This is a genomic window from Streptomyces sp. MGP-BFMKR1 (assembly GCF_057766585.1).
In genome coordinates, this window is sequence record NZ_CM173408.1 from 3,429,947 (window position 1) to 3,447,416 (window position 17,470).

The window sequence follows — 17,470 nt, forward strand, 5'->3', positions numbered from 1 at the left end:
GGGCGGGGGACGCTCGGTCCGTGTCGTCCGTCAGGGCGGCGCGAAGGCGGCGGGCCGGCGGCCCCGGGGGGAGCGTCATGGGAAGCACCAGTCGAAGAGCGCGGAGAGCGTGGGCCCCGCCGGTGGCGGCCCGCGTGACGGCGGCCCCGTTGTCTACCGAGGCGGCGTCCGCGCACCCGGCACCTGACCGCCGGGCCCCGGGCGCGCACGGGGCGGAGCCGGTGGGCGCGCCCGGGGCGGGGCCGGCCGGCGCGCACGCCGGGCGCACGGAGCGCGCAGCGCGAAGCGCGTGAGCCCGACCGCCGTCGGCGCACCGCCGGCGGCCCCTCGTACGGCCCTCCCCCACGACCCCTCATACGCCCCCGCCCCCTCCGTCAGCACCGACGGCCGCTCGTTGGCCGTCGGCTCGGAGGCGAGCGACCTGCTGCCCGGCGACATCCACCAGGTCGCCGACGTCTCCGCCCGCCACCGCGCGCGCTGAGCGCGCCGCGACCTCCGGTCATCGCCGCACCGTGGAAGGACATCGAGCGCGGGGCGGCCCTCGGCACGACGAAAGGTTCCGACGATGAACGACACTCCTGTGTCCCATGCCGAGAGCATCAGCGCGATGTACGACCAGTCCACCGCGTTCTTCCTCGAAGCGCTCGGCGGCAGCATCCACTACGGCTACTGGCCGGACGCCTCGGACAGCGGCTCCATGGTGGAAGCCTCCCGGCGCATGACCGCGTTGATGATCGAGAAACTCGGCGTCACGGCCGGTCAGTCCGTGCTCGACATCGGCTGCGGCGCCGGACGCCCGGCCGTCGAACTGGCGATGGCGACCGACGCCCGGGTGACGGGTGTGACGATCAGCCCGGAGCAGGTACGGGTGGCCACCGAACTCGCCGCCCGGGAAGGGCTGGCCGAGACGGTGCGTTTCCAGCGAGCGGACGCGGTCGACCTGCCCTTCGCGGCACGGAGCTTCGACGGCGCGTGGCTGTTCGAGTCGCTCCTGCACATGCCGGACCCGGAGCACGTGCTGCGGCAGACCGCGCGGGTGCTGCGCCCCGGCGCACGGGTGGTGATCTCCAACGTGGTGCTGCGCGGCCCGCTGTCCCCGGCGGACGAGGAGTTGCTGGCGACCTTCGGCGAGCTGGTACGGGCCCCCTCGATCGTCCCACTCGCCGCGTACCCGGAGTTGCTGGCGAGGAGCGGCCTGACGCTCAGGGAGTCGCTCGACATCTCCGAGCACAGCGTCCGCGGCACGTACGAGAGCTGCCGGGACGCCGCCGAGAAGCTCCTCCAGACCATCGACGGGGGTGCCGCCGACCCGGCGGTCGTCGATCTCCTCCAGCGCACGAGGGACATCGCCGTCCGGTTCACGGGTGACACCCAGATCGGGTACGCGGTCCTGGTGGCCACCACGGCGTAGCCGGCCGGTGACCACCGGGTCGTGGCCGGCTGCTGACGACCGAGGCGTGGCCCCGGTCCGGGTGGCGGGCGGCCGGGCTCCGGCGACGTCGGGCCCCGCCCCCGGAACGGGTGGCTTGGCCAGCGGGGCGGCGATTCAACGGGCGGGGACGAGGCCCGCTACCCGGCCGCCCCTCGCGCGCGCCCGCCCTCGGCCACGGTGCCCGCTCCGGCTCCCGTCGCGGTGGCGGCGGCCTCGGCGGGCGCGCCGGGCGCCGGAGCCTGGCCTCGTCCCCGTCCCCGTAGCAGCGTGGCCGCGACCAGCGCGGCGGCCAGCAGCAGGCCGGCCGAGGCGGCGAAGGCGGTGGCGTATCCGCTGGTCAGCCGCTCGGCGGCGGAGCCGTGCGCCCGGTCGGTGGCGCGGGCCGCCACGGTCACCAGGACCGCGAGGCCCAGCGAGCCGCCGATCTGCCGGAAGCTGTTGAGCAACCCGGAGGCCATGCCGGCCTCGGCCGGGGTGACGCCGGTGGTGGCGGCGGTGCCCAGCGGTACGAAGCACATGCCGACGCCCACGCTGGCGACCAGGGACGGGCCGAGCATGGCGGTCAGGAACGTGCCGTCGGCGGAGACCGCGAGCGCGAACCAGCCGAAGCCGGCGGCCCCGACGGCCCCGCCGACCACCAGCAACCAGCGCAGGCCGACGACGGCCACGGCGCGGGTGGCGATCACCGAGCCGACGAGGATCCCGGCGCAGAACGGCAGGAAGGACAGGCCGGCCTCGGTCGGGCCGTAGTCGAGGACCTGCTGGGTGTAGAGCGACAGGAAGTAGAACGTCGCGAACTGGCCGGAGAACAGCAGCATCACGAAGAGGTTCGCGGCCAGCAGCGGGCGGTTGGCCAGCAGTCCGATGCGCAGCAGCGGCTGCCGCGTACGCAGCTCGACCACGACGAACGCGGCGAGCAGCAGCACCGCGAGGGCCAGCGTGCCCACCGTCTCGGCCGAGGCCCAGCCGTAGGTCTCCGTTCGCACCAGGCCGAAGACGAGCGCGGTCATGCCGAGCGTGACGAGCACGGCCCCGGCCAGGTCGAGCCGCGGTGGGGCGCCCGCGCGCCGGTCGGGCGCGATCCAGCGGCGCGCGCCGACCAGCGCGAGCGCCACGATCGGCACGTTGATCAGCAGGACGGAGCGCCAGCCGGCCGCCTCGGTGAGCAGCCCGCCCGCGAGGACGCCGACCGCGCCGCCGGCCGCGCCCGCCATCCCCCACAGGCCGAGTGCCCGGGAGCGGGCGGGCCCGGCCGGCAGGGTGACGGTGATGAGGGCGAAGGCGACGGGCGCCAGGGCCGCGGCGCCCACGCCCTGGAGCGCGCGGGCGGCTATCAGGGCGCCCGGCGAGCCGACCAGTCCGCCGCCGAGGCTCGCGGCGCCGAAGACGGCGAGCCCGGCGATCAGCGTGCGCCGCCGGCCCACGAGGTCGGCGAGGCGCCCGCCGAACATCAGCAGACCGCCGAAGGCGAGCGCGTACGCGTTGACCACCCACAGCAGGTCGTCGGCGGAGAAGCCCAGGTCAGCGCGGATGTCGGGCAGCGCCACGTTCACCACGGACATGTCGAGCGCCACCAGGAACTGGACGGTCAGCACCACCGCGAGCAGCCCCCCGTGCCGCGGCTCGGGCCCCGCCTCGCCCCCCGCGTCCACGCCGCGCGGAAGGGCTCGCCCGACCTCGCTACCGCTTCCGGTGGTCCCGTCCCGGGGATCGGCTTCGTACGTCACAACTCACCCTCCGGGCATGCGGATTGGGCCGACCGCGCGGCCGGCTGCCAGCACTCTGCGACGCAGATTACTACACGCGTGGAAAAACTCACCGGGACCGCTCGCCGCCGTCGGTGGCGGGTGCCGTCGGGGCCGAACGGGAGGGTGGGCACGGCGGCACAGCCAGGCGCCGGGGAGGATGGGGACCGGACGGCCAGGTGGCCGGGCGGATCGGGTGGCCGGGCGGCTCGGGTGATCGGGTAGCCGGGCGAGCCGGATGATCGAGCGGCCCGGGTGGCGGGCGCGGCGGGGTGCCGGGCGCCGGGCCGGCCAGACGTCGGGACGAGAAGCGGTGAACGGGTGGACGGGTGAGCACGGAAGAGACGGCAGCGGCACGCGAGGCGGGAGCGAGGGGCGAGGCGGGAGCGGGGCGCAAGACGGCAGCGGCGCGTGCGGCGGGCGCGGGGGGCGCGCGTGCCACCGGGCGGCCCGTGGGGCGGCCCCCGCGCCTGGAGCGCGCGGCGATCGTGACCACCGCGCGGCGCATCCTGGAGGAGGAGGGCGTGCACGCGCTGTCCATGCGCCGGCTGGCCAAGGAGGTCGGCAGCACCCCGCGCGCGCTCTACCACCACGTGCGCGACAAGGACGAGTTGCTGCTGCTCGTCCTCGCCGGCATGGCCGCCTCCGCCCCACGCCCCGAGCTGCCCCCGGCGCCGCGCGAGCGCATCTACGTCACGGCCCTGCACATCCACGACGTGCTCCAACGACTGCCGTGGGTGGTCGAGGTGCTCGGCCTCGGGCACGTCACCGACAAGGGCGCCATGTGGATGGTGGAGGAGATCCTCGACTCCGCGATCCGCTGCGGCCTGGCGCCGCGCGAGGCCATCCGCGCCTACCGTGCCATCTGGTTCTACATCTACGGCGACCTCGCCTACCACGCCGCCACCAACCGCCGCGCCAGCGAGGCGACCGACGGCGCGACACACCGCCCGATCCCGGACATGCTCACGCCCGAGGACGCGGCCACCCTGCCCCGGCTGACCTCGCTCGGCGACCAGTGGCACGAGGTCGCGAGCGCCTGCGACGTACCGAACGGGCTGCACGCGCTCATCGACGGCCTGCTCGCCCGTGGGACGGCGAAGGGATGAGCCAGCCGCTACGGATCGTGCCCGACGAGCCGTTCCCCGAGGTCGGCACGGCGTTCCACACCGCGCTGAGCGCCGACGGGCGGTGGCTGGCCGTGGTCGGCTACCTGGGCGGCGCCTTCTCCCGCTCGCGCACCGTGGACCTGCCGCACGGGTCGCGCCCCGCGCCCCGCGTGCTGGTCTACCGGCGCGCCGACCTGTCGTACCACCGCACCGTGGCGGTGCCGGGCGAGTCCGTGGACACGCTCGCCTTCCACCCCACCCTGCCGCTCCTCGCGGTCGGCACGGACGAGGGGGACGAGTACGCGCGCCACGGCACGCTGCTGCTGACCGACGTGGTGACGGGGCGTCAGGCGCGGGTGGTGTGCGCCGACGCGGGCGTGGTCGCGCTGCGTTGGCGGGACGCCGACACGCTCGACGTACTCCTCACCGAGACCGAGCACGACCTGGCGTCGGAGGGGCTGATCCGCTACGCGGAGTCCGCCGTGCCGCGCCCGCCCTCGGGCGACTGGCTCACCCTGGCCCCCGAGTCCGAGGAGGCTTCCGGGCCCTCGGACGCCCCCGGGCCCGCGCCCCTCGCCGTACGGCAACCGGCCGCGCCCCACTGGGCGGCCCGCCTACCGGAGGTGGACGTCCCGGCGCGCCACGCCGAGCTGCACGAGCTGGCCACGGCCGGCGGGCGCGACTGGCGGGCGCGGCGCGCGGTGTGGGCGGTGGCGGCGCTGCGCGACGGGCGGGTGCTGGCCGCGCGCGAGGACAACCTGCTGGAGTGCTGGTCGCCCGAGGGGCGGCGGATATGGACGGTGCCGCCGCCGGCCGAGTCCTTCCAGTACGTCGGCCTCCAGCTTCAGGTCACCCCCGACGAGCGCATCGCCCGCGTCACGGTGGCCACCGGCACCAGCGACAACCGCCGCTCCACCGTGCTGGCGGTCTCGCTGACCGACGGCTCCGTGCGCGAGGAGCACCGCCTCCGCTACCCGGCCCTCCTCGCGTCCCGCGCCGACGGCGTCTGGGCCGCCCGCGACACCTGCGAACTCTTCCCCGCCCCGCCCTCGTGGTCCCCGTCCGCCACCCTGCTCTTCGCCCCCGACGGCACCCCGCTCGGCGCGGTCCCCCTCGGCCACTACGACGTGCGCACCGAACTCACCGTCCGCCGCGCGCCGGACCTGTACGCCCTGGTCGTACGGGACCGCCCGGCGCCACCCGGCACGGAGACCGACGCCGCACGGGGCGACGCCGTCGGAGGGTCGTACGCGTACGCCGCCGAGCAGGCGCGACTGGCCCGCCAGGAGACGTGGCTGGCCCGCGTGTCCCTCGGCGACCGGAACGCGCCCGGCGCCGTCGAGCCACTCTTCCCGCTCGGCCCGAGGACCGCCGTCCGTGGCGGCCCGGCGGTCTACGTCAACGACGCCGCCGGCCCCGCCCTCATCCTCGCCACCGCCGACTCCGGCACCCCCCGCCTCACCAGCAGGGCCCTCCCACACGGCGAGCCGACCTGGTCGCTGCCGACCGACTCCGCCATCGCGGGCGTGGACCTGCACGCGAACACCCTCTACGCGACCACCGCGACGGGCGACCTCCTCACCCTCTCCCCCACCACCGGCGCCCTCCACACCCGCCACCCCCTCACGTCCCCGGGCGGCCACCCCTTCACCCCCCTGACCCTGACCACGACGCCCACGGGCGACGTGGTGATCGGAACGCTGGAGGGGCGGTTGCTGGTGCGGGGGGCCTCGGCCTGACGGGTGGGGGTGGCGCGGGGGTTCGGGATGCCGTGCGGGGGTGGGGAGTTACGGCGGTGGTTGGCTCGTGGTGGTCGGGCTGCCGGGCGTAGAGGCTCGTCGGTGAGCCCGCTGAGCCGGCGGGTGCCGCGTCGGCGGCGAGGGCGGACAGGAAGACCAGGGCGAGCATGGCGAGCGTGATGTGCCGGTGCCATGCGGTCCAGTTCCTGACCTGGTAGCGATCGAGTCCGACCTGGCCCTTGGCGGCCTGGAAGCATTCCTCCACGCTCCAGCGGGCACCGACGACACGGACCAGTGCGGACAGCGATACCGCAGTGGGTGACCAGCACAGGTAGAAGGCGCGTTCGCCGGTGGAGGGGTCGCGTCGGATGAGCAGGTGCTGCTGGCTGCCGGTGCCGATGTGGACCCAGGCCCAGTCGTAGTATCGCCGGCCTTTCGCCCCTTTTCCGGCGCTCTGGCGGTGCCAGGCCGTGGTGGGCAGGCGGCCGGCGACGGTACCCACGCGGACGGGAGTGCGGCTGTGATCATCTCCTCGGCCAGACGGGGCTTGGTGGCGAACTGCACCGTCCGGGGTATCCCGGCCGCGTTACGGAGTTCGGGCTCAGCGGACCAGGAGCGTTCCGGGAGGTAGAGCCGTCGGTCGATCAGGGCCCGTCCCCGGCTGGTGGCCAGGGCGAGGAACACGCCGACCTGGGCGTCCTCGATACGGCCTGCGGTGCCGGTGTACTGCCGCTGCGCCCCTGCCGACAACCGGCCCTTTTTCAGGAAGCCGGTCTCGTCGACGACGAGAACGCTGCCGTCGGTGCCGAGGTGTTCGGCGGCATAGGCGCGCAGGTCGTCGCGGACGGCGTCGGCGTCCCAGCGGGCGTGGCGCAGCAGGCGTTGCATCGGTCCTGGCCGACTATGGCCCGACTGTTCTGCTAGATGCCAGCAGTTCTTCCGCTCGACGCTTGATAGCAGCCCGAACAGGTAGGCACGGGCCGTCGCTCGGGAACTCAACCCGCCCGAACCGGCCTGCGATCCGGGCCATGACCTGGTCGAGCATCGCCCGCCAGCGGGCAGGGTCCACGTTATGGCCCGCGGCTACCGCACGATCTTCAGGAGTCCACACAGCCCTTGATCACCTCGCGGCAACCGCCTGCGTCAGGCGCTGCGATACTGGCCGTCGCCGCCCTGGGCCATCGCGAGAACTGCACACCGAAGTACTAATCCGCTTGCAGTACGAAGAACAGGAAGCACAGGAAGCGCGGCTTGGCCGCGATGGCCTCGGGGAACAGCTCGCGGGCGGCGGGATCAGGCTCCGGCTCGCTGATGACCGTAATCCGGAAACCGGCCCCGGTGAAAGCCTCGATCATCGCGTGCAGCGGCCTGTTCCAGCGACTCACCAGGGTGGTCTGGCCGCCCATGCTCCACTCTACGGTCCACTTGGTGGTGTCGAAATAGTTGCACTCGGCCTCATGACCGGCCTCGCGGTGGATGAGGTTGACGGCAAAGGGATGGTCGACAGACGTGATCAGCCGACCGCCGGGCTTGAGTACACGTCGCAGCTCGGCCAGCGCCGGCTCCCAGTCCTCCAGGTAGTGCAGCACCAGGGACGCCACTACGTCGTCGAACGTGTCATCAGGGTAGGGAAGCGGGCTGCCCAGGTCCGCCACCTGCAGATCCGCACCGTCGCCGAGCCGCTGCCGGGCCAGCCCCAGCATCTCGGCACTCGAGTCGAAGCCACTCACAATGGCGCCACGGTCGCGCAGCGCGGCAAACAGGAGCCCCGAACCACAGCCGGCGTCGAGGGTCCGCCGGCCAGCCATGTCTCCAGCGAGGGCCAGCATCGCGGGACGCTCGTAGTAGGCATTGACCAGGTTGGTTTCGTTCGCGGCCGTGTACGCCTCGGCGAAGCTGTTGTAGTCGTTGACCTTCGACGGATCCACACTCACCGAGGACGGCGAGACCAGCCTGGTGGAAATCGCGTGCTCTGGGTGCTCGCTTGAGATCATGGTGCGGGAGACGTGTGCTGCAGCAGTTCGGTTCCTGGCTCGACCATCAATATGTCTGCCCACAGAGCCCGCCTGCAACTACGGCTCGACTCAACGATCTTCGGGCAGGTCCGGGCGCAGTCGACCCGCACGTGATCACGAAACCACACTGAAGTATTAGCCGGCGGGTGCCCTGCGGGACCCACCAACAAGATAATCGCTAACCAGCGAAGCAAAAAGGAGGAAGGCGGAAAATCGAGTGGTGCAATGAATTATTATTTCACCGGAAACCATTCCGTCCACCATGCAGCGCCATCACCGTCATGTCACTTAAACATAAGCCAAGAGTTGACCCACGGGAGCAAAAGTGCCCAACCAGGAGCTGTCCGAGTTTTTTCGCCTATCCGGCGCACGCGACCTCCTCACCAGCTTGAGCTCCACAACGCTCCCCACCTCAGCCGAGGAGAGGAATCGCGCACTCCAACCGGCCCTCCGCGCCGCTTGGACCCTTAGCGAGCGTGGCGGACGCACACTGTACGAAGTAGCAGCTCAAATTCGCGAAGTCAGCCACATATTCGCCACTACGCCGGAGGGCGTTCCGGATGTCGTTCGCCACTTCCCGAGGGCGTCCTCGAATCAGGAAACAGCCGCGACCTTGCTGCATATTGCAGATTATGTCGAGAATTGGCTTTACGGGGTCATTCCAAAACTAAAAGAAGCCACCCCCACCCGTGACGAGATAAACGTTCGCTTCCCGCACCTCAACCACCTCCTCCAGGTGTACTTCGGCCAAGACGGCATTGCCTACGAGGACGACGAGACCACCGAGGTCCAGGGACTGGAGATGTACGTCGAGGGCATCCACCCCACCTGCCCCTGGCTGCTCCCCGGACTGGTCGGCGAATGTCATGAAGCGTTGGCCCTCTTTCACGACGAAGACTCCATGTTCTGGTTCTTCCAGGAGGGCTACCTCATGGGCTCCGGCTCCCTGTCATGGACGGAATGGCTGCCACTCATCGCGGACACGATGACGGCGCACATGCGCGAGCATCACAGTTACCGTTGGCGGACTCTCGGAGAGGACTGAGCCGTTGCGTACCAGGTCTGCCGCCTACTCCGACCGGGAAACCGCCCTGGCGGGTCGAGGGCCGGTGGATGTGCGGGCGGGGCGGGCGCGCGTCGCGCTGAAACGGGATGCCGCCCGTGCGCAGGGCTTGACCGTTCAGACCACCTTTTCGATCTGCCTCCAGGGCAGAACGCCATGCCCCTCAAGCCGCGTGAACACGACGCGAAATACGCCGAGTTGGGCATGGAGATCGGCCCACCAGCCCCGCACTCCGCCAGTTCCTGGCTCGCCTCGGTCGCCGACCAGCTCAGCAACCGACCCACTCCGGGCGGGCCCCCGCCGCGCGAGCCTGACCAGTAGCCGGCCCGCGCACCGAGATAGCCCACCTGCATTCAGTGGAAGCACTCAGGGCTTCGATGTCGCAGGAAGAATCTGGGGGGATGAAGAAGAAATGACAAGGGGGCACCACTCAAGCAAGCCCCACAGGTCGGGAGAAGAGACTGAAGGCCATCGCTGGTCGCATTACTCAGGCGATGAAGAGGAGGAAGGCGAACGCGATGGGGAGGATATTGAGCCTCAAGGGTCTCGATCGTCCCACGGGATTGGCCATGTGATCCGCAAGGTTCTGCCGTGGCTGATAGCCCTTGCCTTCGTCGCACTCGTGATATACGCCGTGATCTGGTTCATTGACTTCAATCACGATCTGGAGCACCCGAAGGGAAACTTCGATGATTGGCAGTGTAATCCGGATTACGGGCCCTGCGGCCTGAGCGAATGACCTTCCGCATCCTTGAACCGTCCCAGGCTCGGCAAGAGCGTGAAGGCGACTGGCACGGCGGCAAACCCACCCTTGGCGGACCCCCGCCACGCGAGCCCGAGCCTGGCCATTAGCCGGCCAGTAGCCCACCCACCCGCCCGCGCGCCGCGAACGCCCCCTACTCCCCCGCCACCGCCTCAAACCGCCAGCGGTGCACCGGTCGGCTCAGCAAGTCGTGCGCCGGGGTGGGGAGTTCGGGGAGGTCCGCCTCGTACGGGGCGTCCCACCAGGTGATGACGAGGACGCGGTCGCCGGGGGCGCGGAAGGTCTCGCGGCGGAGGGGGGCGGGGGTCAGGGGCTGGGCGCGGGCCCAGTCGAGGAGTTCGGGGCCGCGGCCGTCGGCGGCTCGGGCCTCCCACATCAGCGCGAGGGTCATGAGTAGAGGTTGTCCTTGCTCAGCTCGTGGAAGTGGTCGTGGGAGTGGCCGTCGCCGTGGGAGTGACCGTGGTCGTGGCCGTCTCCGTGGTCGTGGTCCGGGGCGTGTGGGGGCGCCGGCACGTGGGGGTCGGTGACCGGGAGGGAGGAGTCGGCCGACAGGTCCCAGGCCGACGCGGAACGGCCGCGGGCGACCATTTCCGCGCCGAGGGCGGCCACCATCGCGCCGTTGTCCGTGCACAGGCCCGGGCGCGGGACGCGGAGCACGATGCCGGCGTCCTCGCAGCGGCGCTCGGCCATCGCGCGCAGCCGGGAGTTGGCGGCGACGCCGCCGCCGATCATCAGGTGCTCGACGCCGTTGTCCTTGCAGGCCCGCACCGCCTTTCGGGTCAGCACGTCCACCACCGCCTCCTGGAACGAGGCCGACACGTCGGCGACCGGCACCTCCTCGCCCGCCGCCCGCTTCGCCTCGATCCAGCGGGCGACGGAGGTCTTCAGGCCGGAGAAGGAGAAGTCGTACGCGGCGTCCCGCGGGCCGGTCAGGCCGCGCGGGAAGCGGATCGCGTCCGGGTCTCCGTCGCGGGCGATGCGGTCGATGACCGGGCCGCCGGGGAAGCCGAGGTTCAGGACGCGGGCGACCTTGTCGAACGCCTCCCCCGCCGCGTCGTCGATGGTCGAGCCCAGCGGCCGTACGTCGGAGGTGATGTCCGGGGCGAGCAGCAGCGAGGAGTGGCCGCCGGAGACGAGGAGGGCCATCGTCGGCTCGGGCAGCGCGCCGTGCTCCAACTGGTCCACGCAGATGTGCGAGGCCAGGTGGTTCACCCCGTACAGCGGCTTGCCCAGCGCGTACGCGTACGCCTTCGCCGCCGACACGCCGACGAGCAGCGCGCCGGAGAGGCCGGGGCCCGCCGTGACGGCGATGCCGTCCAGGTCGCTGGCCGCGACGCCGGCCTGCTTCAGGGCCCGCTGGATGGTGGGGACCATGGCTTCCAGGTGCGCCCGGCTGGCCACCTCGGGCACCACGCCGCCGAAGCGCGCGTGCTCGTCCACGCTGGAGGCGACCGCGTCGGCCAGCAGCGTGTGACCGCGCACGATGCCGACCCCGGTCTCGTCGCAGGAGGTCTCGATGCCGAGGACGAGGGGCTCGTCTCGGCGGCCGGATGCGTCAGCCATGGGTTCCCGTCTCTGTCTCGCGCGCCGCCCGCGGCGCTGTCTCGGGAGCGCGCTCGGGCGCGTGCTCGGGTGGTTGTTCGGTTGCCGCGTCGAAGGGGCCCTCGATGGGACTGTCGACCCCTTCACCGGGTACGACATCGCTGGTCAGGGCCGTAGGGGCCGCCGGGCCGGACAGCCGCATGACGAGGGCGTCCACGTTGCCCGGCTGGTAGTAGCCGCGCCGGAAGCCGATGGGTTCGAAGCCGAAGCGCTCGTACAGGCGCTGGGCGCGCGCGTTGTCCACGCGCACCTCAAGCAGCACCTCGTGGCACTCGAACGCGGTGGCGGCGGTCAGCAGGTCGCTCAGCAGCCGCGCGCCGAGCCCGGTGCCCCAGTGGCTACGGGCCACGGCGATCGTCTGCACGTCGCCGGTGCCGTCCACGGCGGCGAGCCCGGCGTACCCGACGAGGCGGCCCGTAGCGTCCTCGGCGACCACGTAGTGCCGGCTCGCCCCGGCGCCCCTGGCGTGGGCCAGCTCCGACCAGAACATCCCCGGCGACCAGGCGTCCTCGGGGAACAGCTCGCCCTCGATGGCGAGCACGGCGTCCAGGTCCCACCAGCGCATCTCGCGCACCCGCGGGGCCTCGTCCACGCCGTCGCCAGCCGCCACGGCAGCGCTCGGCCGCTCGGCTGGGCCGCCCGTCGGTCTTCCGCCGTTCGTCGCGGCGGCGCCCCCGGAAATGACGGTGCCGGTCGGCGGCTCGGCTTCGCTGCCGGGCGGGGCGCCCGTCTCGCGCGCTTCGCTCACTTCGGGGTGACCACCTTGTAGTTCGCGGGCACCTGCGCGTCCGGGCGGCGCAGGTACAGCGGCTGGTTCGGCGGGAACTCCTCGCCGGCGGCCAGCTTCTCCACCGCGAGCGCGGCGAGCGCGGCGGCGGACTGGTGCTCGGGCAGTTCGATCCCCTCCGGAACACCGGGCAGCGCGGCCCCGGGCCCGGCGCCCGCCGCGGCGAAGACCTCCCGGTAGAGGGTGCCGCCGGCGCCCACCACGGGGAGCCCCGCCACCTGCTCGGCGATGTCGGCCGGCCGGTCGACGGCGGGCTCGCTGACGCGGGTCCTGCCGTCCGCGTACCGCGCCCAGTAGACCTCCTTGCGCCGGGCGTCCGTGGCGACGACGAACGGCCCGGTGAGCCCGGCCTGCCCGGCGGCGTACGCGATGCCGTCCAGGGTGCACAGCCCGCGCACCGGGATGTCGAGGGCGGCGCCGAACGCGGCGGCCGTCGCGAGCCCCACCCGCAACCCGGTGTACGGGCCGGGGCCGATCCCGGCCACGACGTCCGTCAGGTCGCCCGGGGTGGCGGAGGCCGACGCGAGCACCCGGTGCACGGCCGGCAACAGCAGCTCGCCGTGTCGGCGGGCGTCCACCTGGTGGGAGGTCGCGAGAGTGGTCCGGCCGTCGTGGAGCGCGACGGTCACGGCGGGGGTAGCGGTGTCAAGAGCGAGCAGCAGCACGCCCACAAGCCTACGACCGCCGGCCGAGCGCCGATCCCGCGCCGGCTTTCCGGGTGCTACCGTCGGCCCGGTAGAGGCGTGACGAAGGGGGCTTCAGCGTGGCACGGAACAGCTCCGGAACCATCGTGGCCGGACTCACGGCCGGGGCGATCATCGTCGTGGGCGTCCTCGCCTACCACGCCTCCGCGAACGCCCCGATCAACCCGAACCAGGCGGCCCGCCCCGGTGCCTCCGACTCCGCCAAGCCCAAGGACAAGGCGAAGAAGGAGAAGTCCACCGCGATCCCGGCCAGCTCCGGCACCGGGCGCCGGGTGGTGTACGCGCTCAGCGACAAGCGGGTCTGGCTGGTCGGCGCGAACGAGCAGGCCATCCGCACGTACCCGATCTACCCCAGCTCGGTCAGCCCGGCCCCCGGCACGTACAACGTGACCTCCCGGTCCGCCAGCGTCACCGGCTCGGACGGGGTGTCCATCGAGCACGTCGTGCGCTTCCACACCGAGGGCGACATAGTGTTCGGCTTCAGCGCCGCGGTGGACGGCTCGACGCCCGACCCCGACTCCAACCGGCGCACCGGTGGCATCCGCGAGAAGCGCGCGGACGGCGCGGCGATGTGGACCTTCGCCTCGATCGGCACCGAGGTCGTCGTCGTCCGTTAGGGACGGGCGTGGGGCATCGTCTGTCTGACAGGCGTGCGACCGAAGGCGTGCGTGGGCGGCGGGCGTGCGTGAGTGACCGGCGTCCGTCAGTGACAGGCGTGGGGTCGGCAGGCGTGCGTGCGTGACGGGCGTACGGGAGCGACAGGCGTACGTGACGAGCGTGGGTGCTCGACGGGCGTACGTGGCTGACGAGCGTGCGTGCGTGACGGGCGTACGGGAGCGACAGGCGTCCGTGAACGAGGCGCGGACGAGCGCGCGGAAGAGCTCGAAGGTCAGGCCGCCTCGCGGCGACAGTGCGCCGTCGGTTGGGGCTCTGTCGCCGGTTCGACCCCGGGGAGCGCGTGTCCCCCGGGCGGCGTGGAGAGCTCGGTCGCCGCGGCACAAGCCGCCAGCATGTCAGCCACCGATGGCGCCTTCGGGTAGCTTCGCGCCGGCGGCTTGTTGGGCTGGTGAGTCTCCATGGGGTGCCTCCCGGTACTCCTGGGGCATGGGCGCGCACGGGCGGTTAGGTACGCCTAACTAGCGCGCTCAAGTCCATGTCACCACGCTCGGGGCGGTGAACGCAACATCTTCCCGACGGCTTGTCGGAATCTACAGCGTTACGTGACCGGCCGGCCGCTACCCCTCCAGCGGGCTCAGGTCCACGCCCGCCCAGCGCGCGCCGACGCCGGTCACGGTCACCCGACGCACGTCGGCCGCCTCGGCGTCGGCCTCGGTCGTCGCGGCGTCGACGTCGAGAACGGCGGGGCCCGTGGCGTTGGCGGGGATCGGCTCCGGGACGTCGGCGGGGGGCGTCGTGGCGGCGGTCGCGGCGCGGGCGGCCGGGGCGGCGGGGTGCGGGGCGGCGAGTTCGCCGTCCGCGCCCACCGCGCGCTCGATCACGACGTGCAGCCGGTCGTCCGACAGTTCCTCGACCTTGCCGTCGCCCCACTCGACGACCACCACCGACTCCGGCAGCGACACGTCGAGGTCGAGGTCCTCCATCTCGTCCAGGCCGCCGCCAAGACGGTAGGCGTCCACGTGCACGAGCGGCGGCCCGTCGCCGAGTGGCGGGTGGACCCGCGCGATGACGAAGGTCGGCGAGGTCACCGCGCCCCGCACGTCGAGGCCCGCCCCGAGGCCGCGGGTCAGCGTGGTCTTGCCGGCGCCCAACTCGCCGGTGAGCAGCACCAGATCGCCGGGGCGCAGCAAGGCGGCCAGGCGGCGACCCAAGTCCCCCATGTGCTCGGGGGTGTTGACGGTGATCTGTGCGCGGGCGTACGGAACGTTCATGTTCGCCGATGGTACGGGCCCGCGCGGCCCGCCCCACACTCCCCCGACGCCTCCGGGACCGACCCCGGAACGTCCCCGGAACGTCTCGTTCCGGACGGGTGGGCCGGGCGGCCCGGCCCCGCGCGTGGGGCGCGGCCCGGTGAGGGAAGGGGTCAGGTCGGGGTGGTGGGGCTCGGGTCGGTCGCGGCGGGCGCGCCGGTCGCCTCCAGGAGGCGGAGCAGGGCGGCGGTGACGGTCTCCGGGTGCTCCAGCATGACCAGGTGGCCGGCGGTGGGGACGATCTCCAGGTGGGCGTCGGGCAGGAAGTCGGCGATGGCCTCGCTGTGCTCGCTCGGCGTGATCAGGTCCCGTTCGCCCGCCAGGACCAGGACCGGCAGGGCGGCGAAGACGGGCAGCGCCTCGGACTTGTCGTGTTCGGCGAAGGCCGGGTAGAACTCGGCCACCACGTCGATCGGCGTGGCCTCGATCAGCCGCTCGGCGAACCGTGCCACGCCCGGGTCCACGTCGCGCGAGCCGAACGAGTAGCGCTTGATCACCCCGGCGAACAGGTCGGCCGTCGCCCGCCGCCCCCGTTCCACCAGCTCCGCCTGCGCGCCGAGCGCCCGCAGCGTGCTGGGCAGCACCCGCCGCACGGCGCGTACGCCGGCCGCCGGCAGCCCGAAGCTGACCTCGCTGAGCTTGCCGGCCGAGGTGCCGACGAAGGCGACGCCGACCACCCGGCGCCGCACGAGTTCGGGGAACTGCGCGGCCAGCGCCATGATCGTCATGCCGCCCATCGAGTGGCCCACGAGGATCAGCGGGCCTTCGGGGGCCGCGGCGTCGATGACCGCCTTGAGGTCGCGGCCGAGCAGGTCGATGGTGACCGGCTCGCCGTCCTCGCGCTGGGCCCGGCCGCGCTCGGAGCGGCCGTGGCTGCGCTGGTCCCAGTAGACGGCGCGGGCGGTGCCGGCCAGTGCGGCGCGCTGGAAGTGCCAGGAGTCCTGGCCGAGGCAGTAGCCGTGGCAGAAGACGAGGGTGACCGGCGGCCCGGTCGGTTCGCCGCCCTCGGGCGCCCGCGCCGGCCCGGGCTGGACCTCGTACGCCAGCTCCGTGCCGTCCTCGGCGACGGCCACCCCGGGGGTGCCCCGCAGGGTGCCGTACGGGCCGGCCGCGTCCAGCGCCAGTCGGGCCTTGCGGCGCACGCCGCGGCCCACCGTCAGCCGCTCCACGGCGACGCCGACCGCGGCGCCCGCGGCCACCACGCCCAGCGCCGCGCCCGCGAGGCCCGCGCCCCGGCGCCACCCCGCGCGGGCCGCCGCCTCGACCGCGCCGGCCGCCGCGTCGACCGCCCCGCCCGTCTCCTCGCTCATGTCGGGGAGCCCGCCCCCGCGTTCCCGGCCGGGGAAACATCACCCGTACGGGCGATCTCGTCCTCCGTCGTGAGGCTGGCGGGCCCCGCCGGGGCCGGGGCGCCCGGCTCGCTGTCGGCGTGCAGGTAGACGCGCGGGACGCGCTGGCCGATGCGGGTGACGATCTCGTAGGCGATCGTGCCCACGGCCTGCGCCCAGTCCTCGGCCGTCGGCTCGCCCCGGTCGCCCGGCCCGAACAGCACGGCCTCCTCGCCCACCGTCGCCCGGTCGCCGCCGAGGTCCACCACGAACTGGTCCATGGCGACCCGGCCGGCCACCGTCCGCCACTTGCCCGCCACCAGCACCGGGCCCGTGTCGGACGCCGCGCGCGGCACGCCGTCCGCGTACCCGACGGGGACCAGCGCCAGCGTCGTGTCGCCCGGCGTGTGGTAGTGGTGTCCGTACGACACGCCGTGCCCGCCCGGCACCCGCTTGACCAGCGCGATCGACGCGGAGAGCGTCATCGCCGGGCGCAGCCCGAAGTCGGCGCTGACGCCGACCTCCGGGCTCGGCGAGACGCCGTAGGTCGCGATGCCGGGCCTGACCAGGTCGAAGTGGGCGTCGGGCAGCGTCAGCAGGGCGGGCGAGTTGGCGATGTGCCGCACCTCGGGGGCGATGCCGGCGGCCTCGGCGTGCGCCAGCATCTCCCGGTACGCGGTGAGCTGGGCGGCGATCGAGGGGTGTCCCGGCTCGTCCGCGCACGCGAAGTGCGACCACACGCCGGTGACCCTGATGGTCCCGTCCGCCTCGGCCCGCCGGGCGGCGGCCACCAGGTCGGCCCAGTCGTGCGGCTGGCAACCGTTGCGCCCGAGCCCGGTGTCCGCCTTGAGCTGCACCCGCGCGGCCCGGCCCGCGGCCCGCGCCCCGGCGACGGCCTCGCGCAGCGCCCACATCCCGCTCACCGACACGTCGATGTCCGCCTCGACGGCCTCCCGCCAGGGCCCGCCCGGCGTCCACAGCCAGCACATCAGGCGCCCGGTGTCGCCGGCCGCGCGCAGCGCGATGGCCTCCTGCGGGGTGGCCGTACCCAGCCAGCTCGCGCCCGCCTGCCGGGCCGCCCGCGCGCACGGCACGGCGCCGTGGCCGTACGCGTCCGCCTTGACCACGGCCATCAGCTCGGCCCGGGGCGCGCGGGCACGCAGCGCGCGCACATTGGCCCGGAGCGCGGCCAGGTCGACCGTGGCTCGGGCACGCATCGGTGTCTCGTTCATCAAGGCCAGTGTCTCAGGCGCCC

General features: G+C 73.2%; 17 protein-coding genes and 1 pseudogene. 8 read left to right on the top strand and 10 right to left on the bottom strand.

Annotated features, from left to right (window positions below; genetic code table 11):
* The first annotated feature begins 289 nt into the window (after positions 1-289).
* Positions 290-481: a hypothetical protein gene (locus AC3CHW_RS12890; protein ID WP_488470545.1), complete on the top strand. Its 192-nt coding sequence runs from the start codon at positions 290-292 to the stop codon at positions 479-481.
* A gap of 84 nt (positions 482-565) precedes the next feature.
* Positions 566-1,411 (top strand): SAM-dependent methyltransferase, encoded by an 846-nt coding sequence (locus tag AC3CHW_RS12895; protein ID WP_488470546.1) that lies wholly within the window; start codon positions 566-568, stop codon positions 1,409-1,411.
* A 158-nt stretch (positions 1,412-1,569) separates the two neighbouring features.
* Here AC3CHW_RS12895 and AC3CHW_RS12900 read toward each other — a convergent pair whose 3' ends face one another.
* On the bottom strand, positions 1,570-2,994 hold the full coding sequence (locus AC3CHW_RS12900) for an MFS transporter (RefSeq protein WP_488471036.1): 1,425 nt from the start codon (positions 2,992-2,994) through the stop codon (positions 1,570-1,572).
* A 635-nt stretch (positions 2,995-3,629) separates the two neighbouring features.
* On the opposite strand from AC3CHW_RS12900, the gene AC3CHW_RS12905 reads away from it, so the two are divergent.
* On the top strand, positions 3,630-4,286 hold the full coding sequence (locus AC3CHW_RS12905) for a TetR/AcrR family transcriptional regulator (RefSeq protein WP_488470547.1): 657 nt from the start codon (positions 3,630-3,632) through the stop codon (positions 4,284-4,286).
* Positions 4,283-6,025: a hypothetical protein gene (locus AC3CHW_RS12910; protein ID WP_488470548.1), complete on the top strand. Its 1,743-nt coding sequence runs from the start codon at positions 4,283-4,285 to the stop codon at positions 6,023-6,025. The genes AC3CHW_RS12905 and AC3CHW_RS12910 overlap by 4 nt, the downstream gene beginning before the upstream one ends.
* A gap of 127 nt (positions 6,026-6,152) precedes the next feature.
* Here the strand turns inward: AC3CHW_RS12910 and AC3CHW_RS12915 are convergent.
* Positions 6,153-7,070 (bottom strand): annotated as a pseudogene (locus tag AC3CHW_RS12915) (IS701 family transposase); the annotation flags it as partial.
* Between the two features lie 160 nt (positions 7,071-7,230).
* Complete coding sequence (locus tag AC3CHW_RS12920; protein ID WP_488470549.1) at positions 7,231-8,019, bottom strand: class I SAM-dependent methyltransferase; 789 nt, start codon at positions 8,017-8,019, stop codon at positions 7,231-7,233.
* A 346-nt stretch (positions 8,020-8,365) separates the two neighbouring features.
* Between AC3CHW_RS12920 and AC3CHW_RS12925 the strand changes: the two genes are divergently transcribed.
* From AC3CHW_RS12925 to AC3CHW_RS12935, 3 genes are all read left to right on the top strand, one after another.
* On the top strand, positions 8,366-9,085 hold the full coding sequence (locus AC3CHW_RS12925; RefSeq protein WP_488470550.1) for a contact-dependent growth inhibition system immunity protein: 720 nt from the start codon (positions 8,366-8,368) through the stop codon (positions 9,083-9,085).
* A gap of 174 nt (positions 9,086-9,259) precedes the next feature.
* Complete coding sequence (locus tag AC3CHW_RS12930) at positions 9,260-9,424, top strand: hypothetical protein (RefSeq protein WP_488470551.1); 165 nt, start codon at positions 9,260-9,262, stop codon at positions 9,422-9,424.
* Positions 9,425-9,674: 250 nt separating this feature from the next.
* A complete protein-coding gene (locus AC3CHW_RS12935) occupies positions 9,675-9,842 on the top strand; it encodes a hypothetical protein (protein ID WP_488470552.1) in 168 nt (55 codons plus the stop codon).
* Positions 9,843-9,999: 157 nt separating this feature from the next.
* On the opposite strand, the gene AC3CHW_RS12940 is transcribed toward AC3CHW_RS12935, so the two are convergent.
* From AC3CHW_RS12940 to tsaB, 4 genes are all read right to left on the bottom strand, one after another.
* A complete protein-coding gene (locus AC3CHW_RS12940) occupies positions 10,000-10,257 on the bottom strand; it encodes a hypothetical protein (RefSeq protein ID WP_488470553.1) in 258 nt (85 codons plus the stop codon).
* The gene (gene tsaD / locus AC3CHW_RS12945; protein WP_187088045.1) at positions 10,254-11,429 is read right to left on the bottom strand and encodes a tRNA (adenosine(37)-N6)-threonylcarbamoyltransferase complex transferase subunit TsaD; all 1,176 of its coding nucleotides are present in this window, start codon (positions 11,427-11,429) and stop codon (positions 10,254-10,256) included. The genes AC3CHW_RS12940 and tsaD overlap by 4 nt, the downstream gene beginning before the upstream one ends.
* Entirely contained in the window at positions 11,422-12,033 is a 612-nt protein-coding gene (gene rimI / locus AC3CHW_RS12950; RefSeq protein WP_488471037.1) for a ribosomal protein S18-alanine N-acetyltransferase, read from the bottom strand. Before rimI ends, tsaD begins: the two co-directional genes overlap by 8 nt.
* Positions 12,034-12,212: 179 nt before the next feature.
* Entirely contained in the window at positions 12,213-12,920 is a 708-nt protein-coding gene (gene tsaB / locus AC3CHW_RS12955) for a tRNA (adenosine(37)-N6)-threonylcarbamoyltransferase complex dimerization subunit type 1 TsaB (protein ID WP_488470554.1), read from the bottom strand.
* Between the two features lie 98 nt (positions 12,921-13,018).
* Here tsaB and AC3CHW_RS12960 point away from each other — a divergent pair, with 98 nt between their 5' ends.
* Complete coding sequence (locus AC3CHW_RS12960; protein ID WP_398609683.1) at positions 13,019-13,576, top strand: hypothetical protein; 558 nt, start codon at positions 13,019-13,021, stop codon at positions 13,574-13,576.
* A gap of 618 nt (positions 13,577-14,194) precedes the next feature.
* On the opposite strand, the gene tsaE is transcribed toward AC3CHW_RS12960, so the two are convergent.
* From tsaE to alr, 3 genes are all read right to left on the bottom strand, one after another.
* Positions 14,195-14,848 carry a tRNA (adenosine(37)-N6)-threonylcarbamoyltransferase complex ATPase subunit type 1 TsaE gene (gene tsaE, locus AC3CHW_RS12965; RefSeq protein WP_488470555.1) on the bottom strand — a complete coding sequence of 218 codons (654 nt, stop codon included), beginning with the start codon at positions 14,846-14,848 and terminating at the stop codon, positions 14,195-14,197.
* Positions 14,849-15,000: 152 nt separating this feature from the next.
* Positions 15,001-16,197, bottom strand: coding sequence for an alpha/beta fold hydrolase (locus AC3CHW_RS12970; RefSeq protein ID WP_488470556.1), 1,197 nt, complete (start codon positions 16,195-16,197; stop codon positions 15,001-15,003).
* Positions 16,194-17,447: an alanine racemase gene (gene alr, locus AC3CHW_RS12975; protein ID WP_488470557.1), complete on the bottom strand. Its 1,254-nt coding sequence runs from the start codon at positions 17,445-17,447 to the stop codon at positions 16,194-16,196. The genes AC3CHW_RS12970 and alr overlap by 4 nt, the downstream gene beginning before the upstream one ends.
* Positions 17,448-17,470 lie beyond the last annotated feature (23 nt).